The 17,283-nt window shown below is 35.4% G+C and carries 17 protein-coding genes and 2 tRNA genes; 15 read left to right on the forward strand and 4 right to left on the reverse strand.

Annotation, left to right across the window (positions count from 1 at the left end; all coding sequences use genetic code 11):
* Window positions 1-51 precede the first annotated feature (51 nt).
* The 3 genes from mce (at window position 52) to H4V97_RS10965 (ending at window position 1,104) form a co-directional block, all read left to right on the forward strand.
* A complete protein-coding gene (gene mce / locus H4V97_RS10955; RefSeq protein WP_196851261.1) occupies window positions 52-453 on the forward strand; it encodes a methylmalonyl-CoA epimerase in 402 nt (133 codons plus the stop codon).
* 142 nt (window positions 454-595) lie between these two features.
* Window positions 596-669: transfer RNA gene (locus H4V97_RS10960), tRNA-Ile, on the forward strand.
* Between the two features lie 207 nt (window positions 670-876).
* Complete coding sequence (locus H4V97_RS10965) at window positions 877-1,104, forward strand: hypothetical protein (protein WP_196851232.1); 228 nt, start codon at window positions 877-879, stop codon at window positions 1,102-1,104.
* A 32-nt stretch (window positions 1,105-1,136) separates the two neighbouring features.
* On the opposite strand, the gene H4V97_RS10970 is transcribed toward H4V97_RS10965, so the two are convergent.
* Window positions 1,137-1,724, reverse strand: coding sequence for a riboflavin synthase (locus tag H4V97_RS10970; RefSeq protein WP_196851231.1), 588 nt, complete (start codon window positions 1,722-1,724; stop codon window positions 1,137-1,139).
* A gap of 58 nt (window positions 1,725-1,782) precedes the next feature.
* Here H4V97_RS10970 and pdxA point away from each other — a divergent pair, with 58 nt between their 5' ends.
* From pdxA to accC, 6 genes are all read left to right on the forward strand, one after another.
* Window positions 1,783-2,832, forward strand: a complete 1,050-nt coding sequence (gene pdxA / locus H4V97_RS10975; protein ID WP_196851230.1) for a 4-hydroxythreonine-4-phosphate dehydrogenase PdxA — start codon at window positions 1,783-1,785, stop codon at window positions 2,830-2,832.
* Between the two features lie 84 nt (window positions 2,833-2,916).
* On the forward strand, window positions 2,917-3,471 hold the full coding sequence (locus tag H4V97_RS10980) for a YceD family protein (RefSeq protein ID WP_196851229.1): 555 nt from the start codon (window positions 2,917-2,919) through the stop codon (window positions 3,469-3,471).
* A 9-nt stretch (window positions 3,472-3,480) separates the two neighbouring features.
* Complete coding sequence (gene rpmF / locus H4V97_RS10985; protein ID WP_007137315.1) at window positions 3,481-3,675, forward strand: 50S ribosomal protein L32; 195 nt, start codon at window positions 3,481-3,483, stop codon at window positions 3,673-3,675.
* A gap of 172 nt (window positions 3,676-3,847) precedes the next feature.
* Window positions 3,848-4,846: a beta-ketoacyl-ACP synthase III gene (locus H4V97_RS10990; RefSeq protein ID WP_196851228.1), complete on the forward strand. Its 999-nt coding sequence runs from the start codon at window positions 3,848-3,850 to the stop codon at window positions 4,844-4,846.
* Between the two features lie 23 nt (window positions 4,847-4,869).
* Window positions 4,870-5,349, forward strand: a complete 480-nt coding sequence (accB, locus tag H4V97_RS10995; RefSeq protein ID WP_196851227.1) for an acetyl-CoA carboxylase biotin carboxyl carrier protein — start codon at window positions 4,870-4,872, stop codon at window positions 5,347-5,349.
* 95 nt (window positions 5,350-5,444) lie between these two features.
* The gene (gene accC, locus H4V97_RS11000) at window positions 5,445-6,791 is read left to right on the forward strand and encodes an acetyl-CoA carboxylase biotin carboxylase subunit (RefSeq protein WP_073209026.1); all 1,347 of its coding nucleotides are present in this window, start codon (window positions 5,445-5,447) and stop codon (window positions 6,789-6,791) included.
* A 68-nt stretch (window positions 6,792-6,859) separates the two neighbouring features.
* Here accC and H4V97_RS11005 read toward each other — a convergent pair whose 3' ends face one another.
* Window positions 6,860-8,761 carry an alpha/beta hydrolase family protein gene (locus tag H4V97_RS11005; protein ID WP_209549725.1) on the reverse strand — a complete coding sequence of 634 codons (1,902 nt, stop codon included), beginning with the start codon at window positions 8,759-8,761 and terminating at the stop codon, window positions 6,860-6,862.
* A gap of 153 nt (window positions 8,762-8,914) precedes the next feature.
* A complete protein-coding gene (locus H4V97_RS11010) occupies window positions 8,915-12,577 on the reverse strand; it encodes a GEVED domain-containing protein (RefSeq protein ID WP_245345227.1) in 3,663 nt (1,220 codons plus the stop codon).
* Between the two features lie 256 nt (window positions 12,578-12,833).
* Here H4V97_RS11010 and H4V97_RS11015 point away from each other — a divergent pair, with 256 nt between their 5' ends.
* Together H4V97_RS11015 and mtgA are read left to right on the forward strand one after the other, a co-directional pair.
* Window positions 12,834-13,946, forward strand: a complete 1,113-nt coding sequence (locus H4V97_RS11015) for an NAD(P)/FAD-dependent oxidoreductase (RefSeq protein ID WP_209549726.1) — start codon at window positions 12,834-12,836, stop codon at window positions 13,944-13,946.
* A complete protein-coding gene (mtgA, locus tag H4V97_RS11020) occupies window positions 13,946-14,698 on the forward strand; it encodes a monofunctional biosynthetic peptidoglycan transglycosylase (protein WP_196851223.1) in 753 nt (250 codons plus the stop codon). The genes H4V97_RS11015 and mtgA overlap by 1 nt, the downstream gene beginning before the upstream one ends.
* A 97-nt stretch (window positions 14,699-14,795) precedes the next feature.
* Here the strand turns inward: mtgA and H4V97_RS11025 are convergent.
* Window positions 14,796-14,869, reverse strand: a tRNA-Ala gene (locus H4V97_RS11025).
* Between the two features lie 197 nt (window positions 14,870-15,066).
* On the opposite strand from H4V97_RS11025, the gene H4V97_RS11030 reads away from it, so the two are divergent.
* Genes H4V97_RS11030 through H4V97_RS11045 form a run of 4 tightly spaced genes read left to right on the forward strand, consistent with a single transcriptional unit; the run spans window position 15,067 to window position 17,274 of the window.
* Entirely contained in the window at window positions 15,067-15,834 is a 768-nt protein-coding gene (locus tag H4V97_RS11030; RefSeq protein ID WP_209549727.1) for an enoyl-CoA hydratase/isomerase family protein, read from the forward strand.
* Between the two features lie 6 nt (window positions 15,835-15,840).
* Window positions 15,841-16,014, forward strand: a complete 174-nt coding sequence (locus tag H4V97_RS11035) for a hypothetical protein (RefSeq protein ID WP_196851221.1) — start codon at window positions 15,841-15,843, stop codon at window positions 16,012-16,014.
* A gap of 35 nt (window positions 16,015-16,049) precedes the next feature.
* Window positions 16,050-16,514, forward strand: a complete 465-nt coding sequence (locus H4V97_RS11040) for a 6-pyruvoyl trahydropterin synthase family protein (RefSeq protein WP_196851220.1) — start codon at window positions 16,050-16,052, stop codon at window positions 16,512-16,514.
* Window positions 16,515-16,518: 4 nt separating this feature from the next.
* Window positions 16,519-17,274: a UDP-2,3-diacylglucosamine diphosphatase gene (locus H4V97_RS11045; protein WP_209549728.1), complete on the forward strand. Its 756-nt coding sequence runs from the start codon at window positions 16,519-16,521 to the stop codon at window positions 17,272-17,274.
* The last annotated feature ends 9 nt before the right edge of the window (window positions 17,275-17,283 follow it).

The following is a 17,283-nucleotide window of genomic DNA, read 5'->3' on the forward strand; positions in this document are numbered from 1 at the left end:
CTTGGTATACTTTTTAACTTCGTAGCTAAATTATGGTTAAATATTTAAATGATGAGAAAAGTTGAACATATAGGAATTGCAGTTAAAAATTTAGAAGTTTCCAATTTAATTTTCGAAAAATTACTGGGCGCTCCACCTTATAAATTTGAAGATGTAGAAAGTGAAGGGGTAAGTACTTCATTTTTTAATGTTGGTCCAAATAAAATAGAACTTCTAGCCGCTACTAATTCGGATAGTCCTATTGCTAAATTTATAGAGAAAAAAGGGGAGGGTATACATCATATTGCTTTTGATGTAGAAGATATTGTGCTGGAAATAGCGCGTTTAAAGAAAGAGGGATTTATTGTCTTGAACGAAATCCCTAAAAAAGGAGCTGATAATAAGCTAGTTGCGTTTTTGCATCCAAAAAGCACTAATGGTGTTTTGATTGAATTGTGTCAAGAAATAAAATAATTCTTTGGTAGATAAGAGTGTAGTATTCTAATATTCAGTTGGTTTCTGTTTGAAAAAAGTTAATAATTGAACTATATTAAAATCTAAGTCAAAAATATTTGGAGCAAATGAAAAATAGTGGTAATATTGCACACTCTTAACCGGTCCTATAGCTCAGCTGGTTAGAGCACCTGACTCATAATCAGGTGGTCCCTGGTTCGAGCCCAGGTGGGACCACAAAAAACCCCTCAAAATTTATTGATTTTGAGGGGTTTTATATTTTTGTGTATATCGAAATAGGACTGCATGCAAGATGCAAACCTTTGTATAATAAGGACTGGTTTTCGGGATAAATTGATTTTTTTTTGCTAAATTTAATAAAGATTGATAATAAATAGCTGAAATTACTTTTTTTGAACGATTGATTTACTATTTTTGGAAATTATGAACATTTTGCCAAACAAATTTTATCTTTTTATTGCCTTCCTATTTGGGACGTTATATGCTATTGCGGAAAATCCACCGCCACCGCCACTTACTGGAAGACGTAAGCCACCTCCGCCGCCAGGATTACCTATTGATGAGAATATTCTTACGCTAATAATAATTGCATTGCTTTTTGGAATTTATATTATTTACAGTCATAGATTAAAAACAAAAACTCCAATTTAAATTGGAGTTTTTGTTTTTATAAAGTTCTTGCGTTATTTATTAGCATATAATCGAGAGACATATTTCCCAATTACGTCAAATTCCAGATTTATTTTTGTACCTACTTCAAATGATTTAAAATTGGTGTGTTCATAAGTGTAAGGAATAATGGCCACGCTAAATTGATTCTTCTCTGAATTTACTACAGTTAAGCTAACGCCATTTACGGTTATAGAACCTTTTTCAATAGTCATATTGTTTAGTGTTTCGTCGTATTCAAACGTGTAAAGCCAGCTTCCATTAGTTTCTTTTGCAACAATGCAAGTTCCGGTTTGGTCAACGTGGCCTTGCACGATATGGCCGTCAAGACGGTCACCAAGTTTCATGGCTCTTTCAAGATTCACACTGTCTCCTATTTTCCAAGATGCTAAATTTGTTTTTTTAATTGTCTCGTCAATAGCTGTTACGGTGTAAAAAGTATCTTTTAAAGCTACAACAGTCAAACAGATTCCGTTATGAGCTACGCTTTGGTCAATTTTAAGTTCGCCAGTAATGGAGGAATCAATTGTAATATGAATATTGTCTTTGTCTTTTTCTATTTCTTGGATTACACCAAGTGTTTCTATTATTCCTGTAAACATTTCTTGTTTTATTTTACTAAATTTGCACTTCAAAATTAGCAATAAATAACGTTAGGTCATGATGAAAAAGGCAGAAAATATAATCGTTGGAATTTCAATTGGAGATTTAAACGGTATTGGAAGCGAAGTTGTTTTAAAGACATTCGAGGATTCACGGATGTTGGAACTATGTACGCCAGTTATTTTTGCTAATGTGAAAATAATGTCATTCGTAAAAAAAAGTTTTGAGTCAACGTCAATGCTTCACGGAATTGATAAGCTAGATCAAATCGTTGTAGGGAAGATAAATGTTTTAAATCTTTGGAAAGAAGGGGTTGATTTAAATCCTGGAGTGAACGATGAGAAAATTGGTCAATATGCAATAAAATCGTTTATAGCTGCGACTAATGCTTTGAAAGAAGGCCTTGTCGATGTATTAGTAACTGCGCCTATAAATAAGTATAATATACAATCAGAAACATTCAAGTTTCCGGGACATACAGATTATTTGGATCAAGAGTTAGAAGGTGACGCTTTAATGTTAATGGTTCAAGATAATTTAAGAGTTGGTTTATTGACAGATCATATTCCAGTAAGCGAAGTGGCATCTAAACTTACGGAAGAGTTGATCATAAAAAAAATCCAAACAATAAAACAATCATTAATCCAGGATTTTAGCATCACTAAGCCCAAGATTGCTGTTTTAGGTTTAAATCCACATTGTGGTGATGGTGGGGTAATTGGTAAGGAAGATGATTCAATAATAAAGCCTGCTTTGAAAAAATTATTTGAAAAAGGCACCTTGGTATTTGGTCCTTTTGCTGCTGATGGTTTTTTTGGTAGCAACCAATATGAAAAATACGATGCTGTTATTGCGGCTTATCATGATCAAGGGTTGATTCCGTTTAAAACATTGTCTTTTGGTAAAGGAGTCAATTATACTGCTGGATTAAATAAAATCAGAACATCTCCTGATCACGGGACTGCTTATGATATAGCAGGGAAAGGTATTGCGGACTATAATTCATTTAAAGAAGCGGTTTATCTGGCTATTGATGTTTATAATTCCAGAAATCAGTACAAGGAAATCAGTGAAAAACCGCTGAAAACAAAAGAAAGACAGTTATAAACAAAAAAAGGTGAATAAGATTATTTGTTTTGCAATAATTTTATATCTTTGCACTCCCGAAGATTAGGGTAAATTGTTGTTGAAATGAACAAGACAAAAGAATATTTAATTCCTTTCGTAGGATTAAAGCTAGGCAAACATCAATTTGAATATCAAATCAATAATGCGTTCTTTGAAATCTTTGATTATACTGAATTTCAAAATTCAAATATCAAAGTTAATGTAGTTTTAGAGAAGAAAAGCAACATGCTAGAGCTTAGTTTCAAGCATGCAGGAACTGTAAATGTTCCTTGCGATCTTACAAGTGAAGATTTTGATTTGCCAATTAAAGGCAAGATTAAATTGATTGTGCGTTTTGGAGAAACGTATAATAATGACAATGAAGATTTGCTTATTTTACCATTTGGTGAGTTTGAAATAGATGTTTCACAATCTATTTATGAAATGGTAGTGCTCTCCGTCCCTCTAAGACGAGTTCATCCAGGAGTTAAAGATGGAAGTTTAAATACTGAAGCCTTAACAAAGCTGAAAGAATTGACAATAAAAGAACAAAAAAAAGAGCATAAAAAAGAAGTACAAAAAGAAGAAAATATTGACCCGCGTTGGGACAAATTAAAGCAACTATTAACGGATAAATAATATAGTAAAATGGCGCATCCTAAGAGAAAAATCTCCAAAACAAGAAGAGATAAGAGAAGAACACATTACAAAGCTACTGTAGCACAAATCGCTACTTGCCCTATAACTGGCGAAGCACACTTGTATCACAGAGCCTACTGGCATGAAGGAAAAATGTATTACAGAGGGCAAGTTGTTATAGATAAATCTGTAGCTGTTGCTTAATACATTTTTGTAAATGATATTCGAACTCTCACATCGTGAGAGTTTTTTTGTTGTTTCTAATTTCCATTTAAATAAGAAGTCTTAAAACGGTATGTTTTGGATTTTTTTTGTAATTTTAAGGTCTTTTAAAAATTTTCAAATGGCAACATTTGACTAGTAATAAGCGAATACAATGAATACAATTACGGCCGCAATTACCGCTGTTGGAGGCTATGTACCAGAATTTGTGCTTTCAAACAAAATTCTGGAAACCATGGTTGACACAAATGACGAGTGGATTACTTCTCGAACAGGAATAAAAGAAAGAAGAATCCTTAAAGATAAGGACAAAGGAACGTCCTTTCTTGCTATTAAGGCAGCTCAGGATTTATTAGCTAAAGCCAATATTGACCCTTTAGAAATCGATTTAGTAATAATGGCAACTGCTACACCGGACATGCCAGTAGCGGCGACAGGAGTATATGTAGCTACTGAAATAGGAGCCACAAATGCATTTGCTTATGATTTGCAAGCAGCATGTTCCAGCTTTTTATTCGGAATGTCTACTGCTGCAGCTTACATAGAATCTGGAAGGTACAAAAAAGTACTTTTAATTGGTGCGGATAAAATGTCATCTATAGTCGATTATACTGATAGATCAACCTGTATAATTTTTGGAGATGGTGCAGGAGCAGTTTTATTCGAACCTAATTACGAAGGATTAGGACTACAAGATGAATATTTGCGAAGCGATGGAATTGGTCGGGATTTTTTAAAAATTGATGCCGGCGGATCTCTTCATCCAGCTTCCTCAGAAACAATAAAAGAAAACAGACACAATATCATACAAGATGGGAAGACTGTTTTCAAATATGCTGTAACGAACATGGCTGATGCCAGTGAGTTAATTTTGAAAAGAAATAACCTAACTAATGAAGATGTCGATTGGTTAGTGCCGCATCAGGCTAATAAACGTATTATTGATGCCACTGCTAATCGAATGAATTTAGAGGATTCTAAAGTTCTAATCAATATCGAAAAATACGGAAATACAACATCAGCGACCTTGCCATTAGTACTCTACGATTTTGAGCATTTGTTCAAAAAAGGAGATACAATTATTTTGGCAGCTTTCGGAGGCGGATTTACTTGGGGATCCATTTATCTAAAATGGGCATACGATAAAAAATAAATTTAAACTAAAAATAACCAATTATGGATTTAAAAGAAATTCAAAATTTAATCAAGTTTGTAGCTAATTCTGGAGTTGCAGAAGTTAAATTAGAAATGGATGATGTTAAAATCACTATTAGAACAACTTTAGAAGGAAATGTAACCGAGACGACGTATGTACAACAAATGCCAAATCATGCTCCCCTTCAACAAGCAGTAGCTCCTCAGCAAATTGCTGCGGTTGCTCCAGTGGCAGAAGCTCCGGTGGCAGAAAATGCTCATTACATCACTATAAAATCTCCAATTATTGGAACTTTCTATAGAAAACCATCGCCAGACAAACCTATGTTTGTTGAAGTAGGTAAAACTATTGCTAAAGGAGACGTGCTTTGTGTTATTGAAGCTATGAAGTTGTTTAATGAAATTGAATCTGAAGTATCTGGTAAAATTGTAAAAATATTGGTGGATGATATGTCACCTGTAGAATTTGATCAGCCTTTATTCTTAGTAGACCCATCTTAAATTAATTATAAATTATGAATTATAAATTATGAATTGGTTTTTGATCAATCATAATTTTAAAAAACTCATAACTCATAACTCATAACTCAAAATAGATGTTTAAAAAAATATTAATTGCAAATAGGGGAGAAATTGCGCTTCGCGTAATTAGAACATGCAAGGAAATGGGTATCAAAACTGTAGCTGTTTATTCTACTGCTGATGCTGAAAGTCTTCATGTAAAGTTTGCTGACGAAGCAGTTTGTATAGGGCCGCCTCCAAGTAACTTGTCTTATTTAAAGATGTCCAATATTATTGCCGCTGCTGAAATTACCAATGCAGATGCTATACATCCAGGATACGGTTTTCTTTCTGAAAATTCAAAATTTTCTAAAATTTGTCAAGAACACGGAATCAAATTCATTGGAGCTTCTCCGGAAATGATTGATCGAATGGGAGACAAAGCTTCTGCTAAATCAACCATGATTGAAGCTGGTGTTCCTTGTGTTCCAGGTTCAGTAGGGATTTTAGAATCTTATGAACAAGCGTTGCAATTGTCAAGAGACTTCGGTTTTCCAGTAATGCTGAAAGCAACTGCTGGTGGTGGTGGAAAAGGAATGCGAGCGGTTTGGAAAGAAGAAGATTTGTTAAAAGCTTGGGAAGATGCCCGTCAGGAATCTGCTGCTGCTTTTGGAAACGACGGAATGTATCTTGAGAAATTAATCGAAGAACCTCGTCATATCGAAATTCAAGTTGTTGGTGATTCTTATGGAAAAGCCTGCCATCTTTCGGAAAGAGATTGTTCTGTTCAAAGACGTCATCAAAAATTAACTGAAGAAACTCCATCTCCATTTATGACCGATGAATTGCGTCAAAAAATGGGTGAAGCAGCTGTAAAAGCAGCTGAATATATTAAATACGAAGGTGCAGGAACAGTAGAATTTTTGGTTGATAAAAACCGTAACTTTTACTTCATGGAAATGAATACCCGTATTCAAGTGGAGCATCCTATTACGGAACAAGTTATTGATTACGACTTAATCCGTGAGCAAATAATGGTTGCAGCTGGAATTCCTATTTCAGGTAAAAACTATTTACCACAACTTCATGCTATCGAATGTAGAATTAATGCGGAAGATCCTTATAATGATTTCCGTCCTTCTCCAGGGAAAATCACAACACTTCATATGCCAGGTGGACACGGTGTTCGTTTAGACACACATGTTTACTCCGGTTATACCATTCCGCCAAATTACGATTCTATGATTGCAAAGTTAATTACTACGGCACAATCGAGAGAAGAAGCAATTAGCAAAATGAGAAGAGCCTTAGATGAATTTGTAATTGAAGGAATAAAAACAACCATTCCATTCCACAGACAATTAATGGATGATCCTCGATATATTGCAGGGAATTATACAACTGCCTTTATGGATACTTTTAAAATGAACGATCCAGAATAAAGGAATTCTATTTATAAAAAAAAACTCGCTGCGAAGCGAGTTTTTTTGTTTTCCATCGAAATGTAAATTTACAAAGTTTCTTTTAACCATTTGTAAAACTCTTTTTGCCACACTTGAGCATTTTGGGGTTTTAACACCCAATGGTTTTCTTCAGGGAAATATAAAAACCTGCTTTTTATTCCTCGTAATTGTGCCGCCTGAAAAGCTTCCTGCCCTTGTCCTATTGGCACACGAAAATCTTTTCCGCCTTGAATGATTAATATAGGTGTATTCCATTTTTCTACCATAGTCATCGGATTAAAAGTCGTGTAGGTTTTTTGGGCAACAGCATTGTCTTTTTCCCAATATGCTCCACCAAAATCCCAGTTGTTAAAGAAAACTTCCTCTGTGGTGCCAAACATACTTTGGGTATTATAAACCCCATCATGCGCGATAAAAGTTTTAAATCTGTTGTTGTGAATTCCGGCTAAGTAAAATACAGAATAACCGCCATAACTGGCGCCAACACATCCTAATCTTGTTTTGTCAACATAGTTTTCTTTGGCTACATCATCAATGGCAGATAGATAATCATTGATGACTTGTCCACCCCAATCTTTGCTTATTTGTTCGTTCCACGCTACACCATGACCTTGCATTCCGCGGCGGTTTGGCGCTACAACAACGTAGCCGTTTGCTGCCATTAATTGAAAATTCCAACGAAAAGAATAGCTTTGGGTTAATGGAGATTGTGGTCCTCCTTGGCAATATAAAAGCGTTGGATATTTTTTTGAAGCATCAAAATTTGGAGGAAGAATTACCCAAACTAACATTTTCTTGCCATCTGTTGTGGTAACGTATCTTCTTTCGGTTTTGCTTAACGCCAAAGACTTATAAGTTGCCGTATTTATATTTGATAATTGTTTCCAATTTTTTTTCTTTAAATTAAATGAAAAAATTTCAGCCGCATGATTCATGTCTGTTCTAGTTACGATGATATTTTCGCCGGAAAATCCAAGTAAATCGTTTACATCAAAATCACCATTTGTAATTTGGCTGACCCTAACAGCTATTTTAGTCAAACCTGGAAAATTAACTTCGAATAATTGTTTTGTTCCATCGATTGGCGCAACAAAATAGATTTTTTTGCCGTCGCTACTCCACATAAAATGATCCACAGTACCATCCCAATTGGCAGTCAAATTCATCTTCATTCCCTTGAAACTAACAACTAAGTCATTTTTGTCCGCTTCGTAGCCATCGCGTTTCATTTGTAGCCAAGTCAGATTTCTTGTTGGCGAAAATTGCGGGGCCATGTCATACCCAAGATTTTCTTCGGTTCTGTTTATGGTTTTTCCAGTTTCCAGATTGTACTCGAAAATATTGGTGTTTGTGGAAATAGCATATTGTGTTCCTGCTTTTTTCTTACTCACGTAAAGAATGTTTTTGCTGTCTGGGGACCAAATATAATCTTCGTCTCCACCAAAAGGTTTCTGTGGGCTATCGAAATTTTCTCCTTTGAGAATGTCAATTCCAACAGAACCTTCCTTGTTTTCTTTATAAAAAACATGGTTAAATTTCCCTTCGTTCCAAGTGTCCCAATGACGATAATCTAATCCATTGTAGATTTGAACTTGAGATTTCTCCAGATCAGGGTAGTAATCTTTTCCAAGAACTTTATCAACTTTCACTTCTTCATTGTAAACAATGTATTTGCTGTCTGGAGAAATGTTCTTGTCTTTTAAAATTTCTTTAGAGTCTTTTACCTCGGTTGGATTTCCCCCAATTACAGGTAAAGTGTAAAATTTTGAGTTTGATTTGTTTTCCTCAATAGATGGAGTGGAAACTTTATAGACGATGTTTTTTCCGTCTTTGGAAATACCTAACGGGGTTATTCTTCCTAGTTTCCAAAGTAATTCGGGGGTCATTACATTTTGTGCTACTGCATTCAAACTAATCATTGTTAGAGTTAAAAAAAGTATTTTTTTCATTTTAAAATTGATTTTTTATAAAGGATAAAATTACTCATTTAAGTCCAAAAAAAAACTACCTCAATTGAGATAGTTTTTAGTTTTAATTTCCTGCTCCTTTTGGTAGTATTAGGACTTTCCAAATTAGAGGGAGGAAAAATGCGTTTTTATTTGTTATTGTTTGATAAAGCGTTTTACTGAAGTTGTTTCCTTATCAGTAATTTCTAAAATATAATTACCAGCATTAATATTCGAAACATCGATTGAACCGTTCGATAATTTACCATTGATAATCATTTGTCCCAATAAGTTATACACTTTAAATGTAGCATTTTCAGAAACTGAAGTTACATTTATAATTGAAGAGGTTGGATTAGGGTATAATTTAATATCTGTGATCGTGTTTCGTGATGTTTCAGATTGTTTTGCTCCAGAAACTATATTTATGGTATAATCTTCCACTTGTCCATATGAGAAAGCTTCACAAGCGGTTGGAATTGCATTGTATTTCATCGAAACTCTCATCCTTGTTGAACCAATTGTTGCGGTTGCAGGAATGGTGAATGTTCCAGAAACAGGAGTCGTAGTTGAAGCGGCTTTAGTCCAAACTTGTTCCCCAGCATCAGCAAAATCTCCATCTTGATTATAATCAACCCAAACGGAATATCCTTCTGAATAAGCGGTACTAGTCCATGCTGGAGTAATAGTAATAGTGTTGGCTGTGTTAAGAGTTAGATTTGTTGAAATACTTGTAAAATCAGTATAACCCGTTCCTCCCGTTGAAGTATTGTTGATAGTTCCAAGAACCACCTTACCAATTTTTTCATCGGCAACACTGTTTCCTTGAGAAGTACAATAAGTAGAAACGACAACAGCTAAAGTGGTAACATTAACTATATTACTTGAAGCAGAAATATTTCCGGCAGCATCTTTAGCTTTTACTGAAAAAGTATAGGCAGTTGAAGCGGTTAATCCTGAAACAGCATAAGTTGTTCCTATAATAGTAGCTTTTAGAGTAGCGCCTTGATATACCTCATAACCTGTTACGGCTACATTGTCTGTAGAGGCTGTCCAAGTTAAATTTGTTGTAGTTTGAGTAGTCCCGGAAGCCGCTAAAGCCGCAGGTGTAGCAGGAGCCGTTGTGTCAGGTGTTCCTGCAACAATATTTATCGTATAATCTTCAACTTGACCATAAGGGAAAGTTTCGCAAGCAGTTGGGATTGCATTGTATTTCATTGAAACTCTCATTCGTGTAGCGCCTGATGTTGCTGTTGATGGAATTGTGAATGAACCAGAAACTGGAGTTGTAGTAGATGCAGCATTAGACCACACTAATTCACCAGCATCAGTAAATAATCCATTTTGATTGTAGTCAATAAAAACTGCATATCCTTCAGGGTAAGCTGTGGCTGTCCAAGAAGGTGTAACTGTAATCGTGTTTGCAGTTCCTTTGGTAGCATTTGTAGATAATGAAGTAAAGTCTTCATAACCTGCTGTTCCAGTTGAAGTGTTGCTAATAGTTCCTAAAACTACTTTTCCAATTTTTTCATCAGCGGTACTGCTTCCTAGAGAAGCACAATAAGTGATAGATGTAGTTGAAGTTGTAACATTTACTGCATTACTTGAAACAGAAACATTTCCGGCAGCATCTTTTGCTTTTACTGAGAATGTATAGGCAGTTGAAGCTGTTAATCCTGTTACAGCATATGTTGTTGCTGTAACTGTTGCTTTCAAAGTTGCTCCTTGGTAAACATCATAACCTGTTACAGCTACATTATCAGTAGAAGCTGTCCAAGATAAATTAGTAGTTGTAGCTGTAGTTCCGGCTGCCGCCAATGTTGTTGGTGCAGATGGAGCAACTGTATCAGAAGAACCTGTTGTAATAGTAAAATTAGTATTTGAAACATCAAAGAAAATATGATTTGTTCCTTTTACCATGATTCTATTTAGTGTTCCGGCAGTATTAGGAATTGTTACCGCTTGTGTCCCATCATTTGGAGTTGCAGCAAGTAGCGTAACAGGAAAAGTAGTTCCTCCATCTGTAGATAGTAGAATGTCAACATTTGCTGTGTTAACACCATTTGCAGTAGTACCTGCAACATTCCAAGTCACCGTTTGAGATGATCCACCTACATAAGAAACTGCTGTATTTGGAGAACTAACGGTGAAAGGTCCTGCCGTTGCATTTACAGTAATTATAGCATCATCACTATTGTTTGCCGGTCCACCAGCATGATTGTCACGAACAGTTAATCTAAAGTTCAATGTACGCGCCACAGAAGACAAAGCCTCTACAGTAAGTTCAGTTCCTGCTGTAGTTGTTGCTCCTGTCAATACGGATGACATTTTAGGAAAATATCGAACTGTTGAAGCGCTAGGGGCATAAGATCTGAAATTTGGTCCCGTTGTTTTAGTAGCACTTGGTGCAGCGGCAGTTGTACCATTGTCCATTTGTTCCCAATCATAAGTAAGAACGTCACCGTTTGCATCAGTTCCAGCACCCGTCAACATAAAAGGAGTGCTTTTTGGAATAGTATAATCTAAACCAGCGCTAGCTGTTGGAACGGCATTACCAGTAAGAGTTGTAGTTTGACAAGTAGTTGTTTTTACGTAATTGGTTACTTGTTGAATTGTTTCCGCATGGAAAAAAGGATCAGAATGTGGTTGAACATCTAATGCAGTAATACCCGCATAACCCATAATTGTAGAACCTGAACCCGGTTCCATTTGAGCTCCAGTTCCTTCATTACTATGAGTGAAAGTGTGGTTTCCACCAAATTGATGTCCCATTTCGTGAGCAACATAGTCAATGTCAAAATTATCTCCTTGAGGAATTCCATCACCCGGGGAAGTATATCCGCTTCCTTTTCCTAATGGTACAGTAGTACTTGGGTTTTTACAGACACAACCGATGCAACCTGCATTACCACCACCACCATCACCACCAAATAAGTGACCAATATCATAATTAGCGCTACCTATTACATTGGTAAGGTTAGTTTGCAATTCTTGATTCCAATTTGCTTTAGACGCTGAAGCAGAGTAAGGGTCTGTAGAAGCGGTTGTGTAAATTATTAGATCATTATTAGCAATAAGATTCATATGAACACCGAAATCTTTTTCAAAGACTCCATTTACACGTGTCATCGTGTTGTTTATTGCTGCTAAAGCCAAAGCTTTTGTGCCACCAAAATAGGTAGTGTATTCACCAGTTACAGACTGTGCTAATCTAAAAGTCCTTAAATTTCCATCATCTGCATTTGGTCTGTTTAAAAGGCTGTTGTTCTTCAAATCTTTTTTTGCATTCGCTATTATCGTACATTCAAATTTAGATAATGATGCTGCTTTGTCTGATTTTTTATAGACAACATAAGTGCTTAAATCCTTTGTGTAAGGTTCTATAAATACGGCTGATTTATCTGCACTAATAGCCATTGTTTGTATTCCAAGTGGAGAGGTGCTAAAATAGATTGAAGATGTAGGATTGTCAATTCCATTTCCGACATAAGACTTGATTTCAGGATATTTTGCCGCTAAGGCAGGATCCATATTGGAAGATTCAAAAATTCTATAACGTTCTAATTTTCCATCAGCATTTGGAAAAGAAACAATTACGCTTGATTTAGCTGTTGTTGCATTTCGTTTAGGAGAATTTATAAGACTTTTTTGTAGTTCATTTACATCTAGTTCAAATAAGTTAGGGTTCGATATTAATGATTTGTTTTCAAAAACAGTTGAACCGTTTTTCTTAATACTGGTTTTCCACAGAGCTCCTCCTTGGGCATAAGAAAAGCTGGTAATTGCAATTAATGCAATTGAAAGTAGATTTTTTTTCATAAATAGGATTGTGGTATTTGGTTAAATTTAACGTTTCAAATATATAATTAATTTGCCGTTTTAACGAAATTTTATAACAAAATTCCATTTATATGTGTTTAACACTGATTTTAATGTAAATTTTAAGTTAATAGTATTACAAATGATTTTTGGAGCGTTTTAGGAATGGAATACTTTGTTTAATTTTTAATAATTATTTTTATTCAATAGCTTATCAGAGGTAAAAAATATTATTTTTATAAAAATTATTTGCGATATGGATTTAAGTTATTGGGAATTAAAAAATTGGTTTTCAAATGTAGATTACACTATAGTTGGAAGCGGTATTGTAGGTCTCCATACTGCATTGCGCTTGCGCGAAAGATTCCCGGACAGTAAAATTCTGGTTTTAGAGAAGGGAATATTACCGCAAGGCGCCAGTACAAAAAATGCTGGTTTCGCTTGTTTTGGCAGTCTTTCAGAAATTATGGATGATTTAAAATCCCATTCGGAAGAGGAGGTTGTGAATCTTTTAAAAAAACGCTGGAACGGTTTGCAACTATTAAGAAAAACACTTGGTGATGCAGCAATAGATTTTAAACCTTATGGTGGTTATGAGTTGTTTTTAACAGATGATGAAAGTGCTTATTCCGAATGTGTCGGTAAATTATCTTTTATAAATGAAATCCTAAAACCACTTTTTAAAGCCGATGTTTTTGCTAAAGAGGTCGATCGTTTTGGATTTGGTGGCATTCAGGAATACCTTATTTTTAATCCATTTGAAGCACAGATTGATACGGGGAATATGATGCAGGCTTTGATGAAACAAGCAGTTTCTGAAAATATTTTGATTTTAAATCAGCAAACGGTAACGTCATATTTGGATAAAGGAAATGGTGTTGAAGTAGCGCTTGGTGATTTTAGTTTTAGCACAAAAAAAATATTGTTTGCGACCAACGGATTTGCAAATGTATTGACGGATGGAGCTGTAAAACCTGCCAGAGCCCAAGTTTTAATTACGGAGCCTATAGAAAATTTAGATATTAAAGGAACTTTTCACCTAGACAGAGGGTATTATTATTTCCGCAATATTGGGGATCGAATTTTAATTGGTGGTGGTAGAAATCTTGATTTTGATACCGAAACTACAACAGAATTTGGTCAAACAGAAATTGTGCAAAATAAATTGGAACAGCTATTAAAAGAAGTAATTTTGCCAAACCATAAATTTGAAATTGCCCATCGCTGGAGTGGTATAATGGGAATAGGAAACAGCAAGAATCCTATAGTTTCCCAATTGTCCGAAAATGTGTATTGTGGAGTAAGATTAGGAGGAATGGGAGTAGCGATAGGAAGTTTAATAGGACAAGAATTAGCAGATTTAATATAATGGCAACCAAAATAACAGCAAGAAAACCAGTAAATAAAGCAAAAAAACCAGTAAAAAAAGACACAACTCCGTTTATGAGTAAATTGACCCGATTTCTATTCAAAATATTATTATGGTTTATTGGCTTGTCACTCTTTTTTGTGGTTCTATTTAAATTTTTGCCCGTACCGTTTACGCCTTTGATGGTAATCCGCGGGATTGAAAATAAGATGGCAGGAAAAGAAAACCATTTTAGTCACGATTGGGAGTCCATTGAAAATATTTCTGTCAATTTACAAAAAGCAGTTATTGCCAGTGAAGATGGGACCTTTCTAAGTCATAACGGTTTCGATTTTGCTGCCTTGCAAAAAGCATATAAGAATAATGAGCGAGGTAGAAGAATAAAAGGCGGAAGTACTATATCTCAACAGACGGCTAAAAATGTATTTCTGTGGCAAGGAAAAAGTTATTTTAGAAAAGGCCTGGAAGCTTATTTTACGGTTTTGATTGAATTGATTTGGGGCAAAGAACGCATCATGGAAGTCTATCTGAATAGTATTGAAATGGGTGATGGGGTCTATGGAGCCCAAGCAGCGGCAGAACATTGGTACAGAAAAGGTGCATCGAGCCTTACGCCACAGCAGGCTGCGGGAATAGCAGCTATTTTGCCGAATCCAAGAAAGTATTCAGCGACAAGTTCTTCTTCGTATATCAATAATAGAAAATCTAAAATTGTCCGCATAATGAGACATGTGGGAAAAATTAAATATTGAGAAACTGTTTATTTAAGACTTTTACCCTACCTTTTTCTTTTGGGTTAAAAGATAAAAAACCGCAATCACTTTTAAAACAAGTAATTGCGGTTTTTTGTGGAGAATACCGGATTCGAACCGGTCACCTCTTGCCTGCCAGGCAAGCACTCTAGCCAAATGAGCTAATCCCCCAAAATTTAATCTAAAACGGAAATTTTCCTAAAATCATTCAGAATGGTCTAGCCAACTAAGCTGGATTCTGAGGATTATTTGACAAATATAACATATAAATATAGCAAAAAGCAAATTTCAAAAAGACAAATCCATTCTATTTGAAAAAAGACCAAAAGCATCGGCTATTTTTTTAACTTTACAGCAAAATAAGTGCTATGATAACGCAAAATTCAATCGGTTCGCTCATTACAACAATAGAAAATAAAGTCGCTACGCTCGAATTTGGGCATCCGGCGAGTAATTCTTTTCCTCGGGAATTGTTAGACCGTTTAACAAATGCACTCAACGATTTAAGTAGTAATCCAGAAGTTTCTGTCATTATTATGAAAAGTGAAGGGACAGGAGCTTTTTGTGCCGGCGCTTCTTTTGATGAACTTTTAGCGGTTTCGAATCAAGAAGAAGGAACAAAATTCTTCTCGGGATTTGCTCACTTACTCAATGCCATGCGCAAGTGTACGAAAATAATTGTAGGACGTATTCATGGGAAAGCCGTAGGCGGGGGCGTTGGGATTGCTTCAGCCTGTGATTATGTATTGGCAACCAAAAACGCTTCTATAAAATTATCAGAATTAGCGATTGGAATCGGTCCTTTTGTGATAGAACCCGCAGTTTCGAGAAAAATAGGAAAAACAGCCTTGGCTGAAATGACTTTGGCGGCTCACGAATGGAAAACGGCCGATTGGGCTGCAGCCAAAGGATTGTATGCAGATGTTTTTGAAAACACGGAGGATCTTGATAGAGCATTAGAAAATTTCTGTTCGAATTTAGCCAGTTATAATCCGGAAGCCTTAAGCGAAATGAAAAAAGTCCTTTGGGAAGGAACAGATCACTGGGAAACACTTTTGTTCGAGCGCGCTGCGATTACGGGAAAATTAGTGCTTTCTGACTATTCGAGAAAGGCATTAACTCAATTTAAAAAATAAATTAACATGACAATTATAGCACTCGCTCAACAAGTAAATATTGCCGAAAAACTGAAGCATGCTACCGATAACAGTTATCAGACTGGGGTTATTATTGGGTCATTTGTCCCCTTTGTAATTTTAATCGGGTTGGCGTATTGGATGTATTCCAATGCAAAAAAAAGAGATAAAAACGGGTAATTATTCACTAAATTTGCAATCAAAATAAAATCTCGATGAGCAATATCAGAATTACAAAACAATTTGGTTTCGAAACTGGCCATGCCTTATATGGTTATGACGGAAAATGTAAAAATGTTCATGGACATAGTTATAAATTGTCAGTAACCGTAATTGGGACTCCAATCACCGACCGAAATAATGTAAAATTTGGAATGGTAATCGATTTTACAGATTTAAAAAAAATTGTAAAAGAAGAAATTGTGGATCAATTTGACCATGCAACGGTTTTTAATGAAACAACACCACATATTGAACTGGCAAACGAATTAATACAACGCGGTCATCACGTTATTTTAGTAGATTATCAGCCTACCAGCGAGAATATGGTGATTGATTTCTCACAAAGAATAAAAAATAGATTACCCGATGGAATTACCCTTTTTTCTTTAAAACTTCAAGAAACGGATTCCTCTTTTGCAGAATGGTACGCAAGCGACAATCAAAAATCCATACTTTAGATTCATGCAATTACCAAATAACAAAAAGATATATTTCGCCTCTGATCAGCATTTTGGTGCGCCAACTCCTGAATTAAGTTTTCCCAGAGAGAAAAAATTTGTGGCCTGGCTTGATGAGGTAAAAGTAGATGCGGAAGCGATATTTTTATTAGGCGATTTGTTTGATTTTTGGTTCGAATACAAAACAGTTGTGCCAAAAGGATTTGTTCGGGTTTTAGGCAAACTGGCCGAAATCCGAGATAGCGGTATTCCTATTTATTTCTTCGTAGGAAATCACGATTTATGGATGGAGGATTATTTCCAGAAAGAATTAAATATTCCTGTTTATCACGATAACCAGGAATATACTTTTGGAGACAAAACATTTCTCATAGGGCATGGCGATGGAAAAGGTCCAGGCGATATGGGATACAAACGAATGAAGAAAGTATTTACAAATCCGTTTTCAAAATGGCTTTTTAGATGGCTTCATCCGGATATTGGAGTAGGTCTGGCTCAATATCTTTCGGTGAAAAACAAATTGATTTCGGGTGATGAAGATGTAAATTTTCTTGGCGAAGAGAATGAATGGCTTATCCTTTATTCGAAAAGAAAATTAGAAACCAAGCATTATAATTATCTCATTTTTGGTCACCGCCATCTGCCTATGAAAATAACGGTAGGTGAAAACTCAGAATATGTTAATCTGGGCGATTGGATCAGTTATTTTACGTACGGTGTTTTTGATGGAGAAAATTTCGAAATCAAGAAATATTTGTAAAGTCCAAAT

Origin of the sequence: Flavobacterium sp. CG_23.5 (assembly GCF_017875765.1) — a bacterium.
Lineage (GTDB): Bacteria > Bacteroidota > Bacteroidia > Flavobacteriales > Flavobacteriaceae > Flavobacterium.

Excerpts from the sequence above, each read along its gene's own strand:
- rpmF (WP_007137315.1), top strand. The coding sequence starts at position 3,481 with ATGGCGCATCCTAAGAGAAAAATCTCCAAAACAAGAAGAGATAAGAGA.
- H4V97_RS11045 (WP_209549728.1), top strand. The coding sequence starts at position 16,519 with ATGCAATTACCAAATAACAAAAAGATATATTTCGCCTCTGATCAGCAT.
- accB (WP_196851227.1), top strand. The coding sequence starts at position 4,870 with ATGGATTTAAAAGAAATTCAAAATTTAATCAAGTTTGTAGCTAATTCT.
- H4V97_RS11040 (WP_196851220.1), top strand. The coding sequence starts at position 16,050 with ATGAGCAATATCAGAATTACAAAACAATTTGGTTTCGAAACTGGCCAT.
- mtgA (WP_196851223.1), top strand. The coding sequence starts at position 13,946 with ATGGCAACCAAAATAACAGCAAGAAAACCAGTAAATAAAGCAAAAAAA.
- pdxA (WP_196851230.1), top strand. The coding sequence starts at position 1,783 with ATGATGAAAAAGGCAGAAAATATAATCGTTGGAATTTCAATTGGAGAT.
- H4V97_RS10980 (WP_196851229.1), top strand. The coding sequence starts at position 2,917 with ATGAACAAGACAAAAGAATATTTAATTCCTTTCGTAGGATTAAAGCTA.
- accC (WP_073209026.1), top strand. The coding sequence starts at position 5,445 with ATGTTTAAAAAAATATTAATTGCAAATAGGGGAGAAATTGCGCTTCGC.
- H4V97_RS11005 (WP_209549725.1), bottom strand. The coding sequence starts at position 8,761 with ATGAAAAAAATACTTTTTTTAACTCTAACAATGATTAGTTTGAATGCA.
- H4V97_RS11035 (WP_196851221.1), top strand. The coding sequence starts at position 15,841 with ATGACAATTATAGCACTCGCTCAACAAGTAAATATTGCCGAAAAACTG.
- H4V97_RS11015 (WP_209549726.1), top strand. The coding sequence starts at position 12,834 with ATGGATTTAAGTTATTGGGAATTAAAAAATTGGTTTTCAAATGTAGAT.
- H4V97_RS10970 (WP_196851231.1), bottom strand. The coding sequence starts at position 1,724 with ATGTTTACAGGAATAATAGAAACACTTGGTGTAATCCAAGAAATAGAA.
- H4V97_RS11030 (WP_209549727.1), top strand. The coding sequence starts at position 15,067 with ATGATAACGCAAAATTCAATCGGTTCGCTCATTACAACAATAGAAAAT.
- H4V97_RS10965 (WP_196851232.1), top strand. The coding sequence starts at position 877 with ATGAACATTTTGCCAAACAAATTTTATCTTTTTATTGCCTTCCTATTT.
- mce (WP_196851261.1), top strand. The coding sequence starts at position 52 with ATGAGAAAAGTTGAACATATAGGAATTGCAGTTAAAAATTTAGAAGTT.
- H4V97_RS11010 (WP_245345227.1), bottom strand. The coding sequence starts at position 12,577 with ATGAAAAAAAATCTACTTTCAATTGCATTAATTGCAATTACCAGCTTT.
- H4V97_RS10990 (WP_196851228.1), top strand. The coding sequence starts at position 3,848 with ATGAATACAATTACGGCCGCAATTACCGCTGTTGGAGGCTATGTACCA.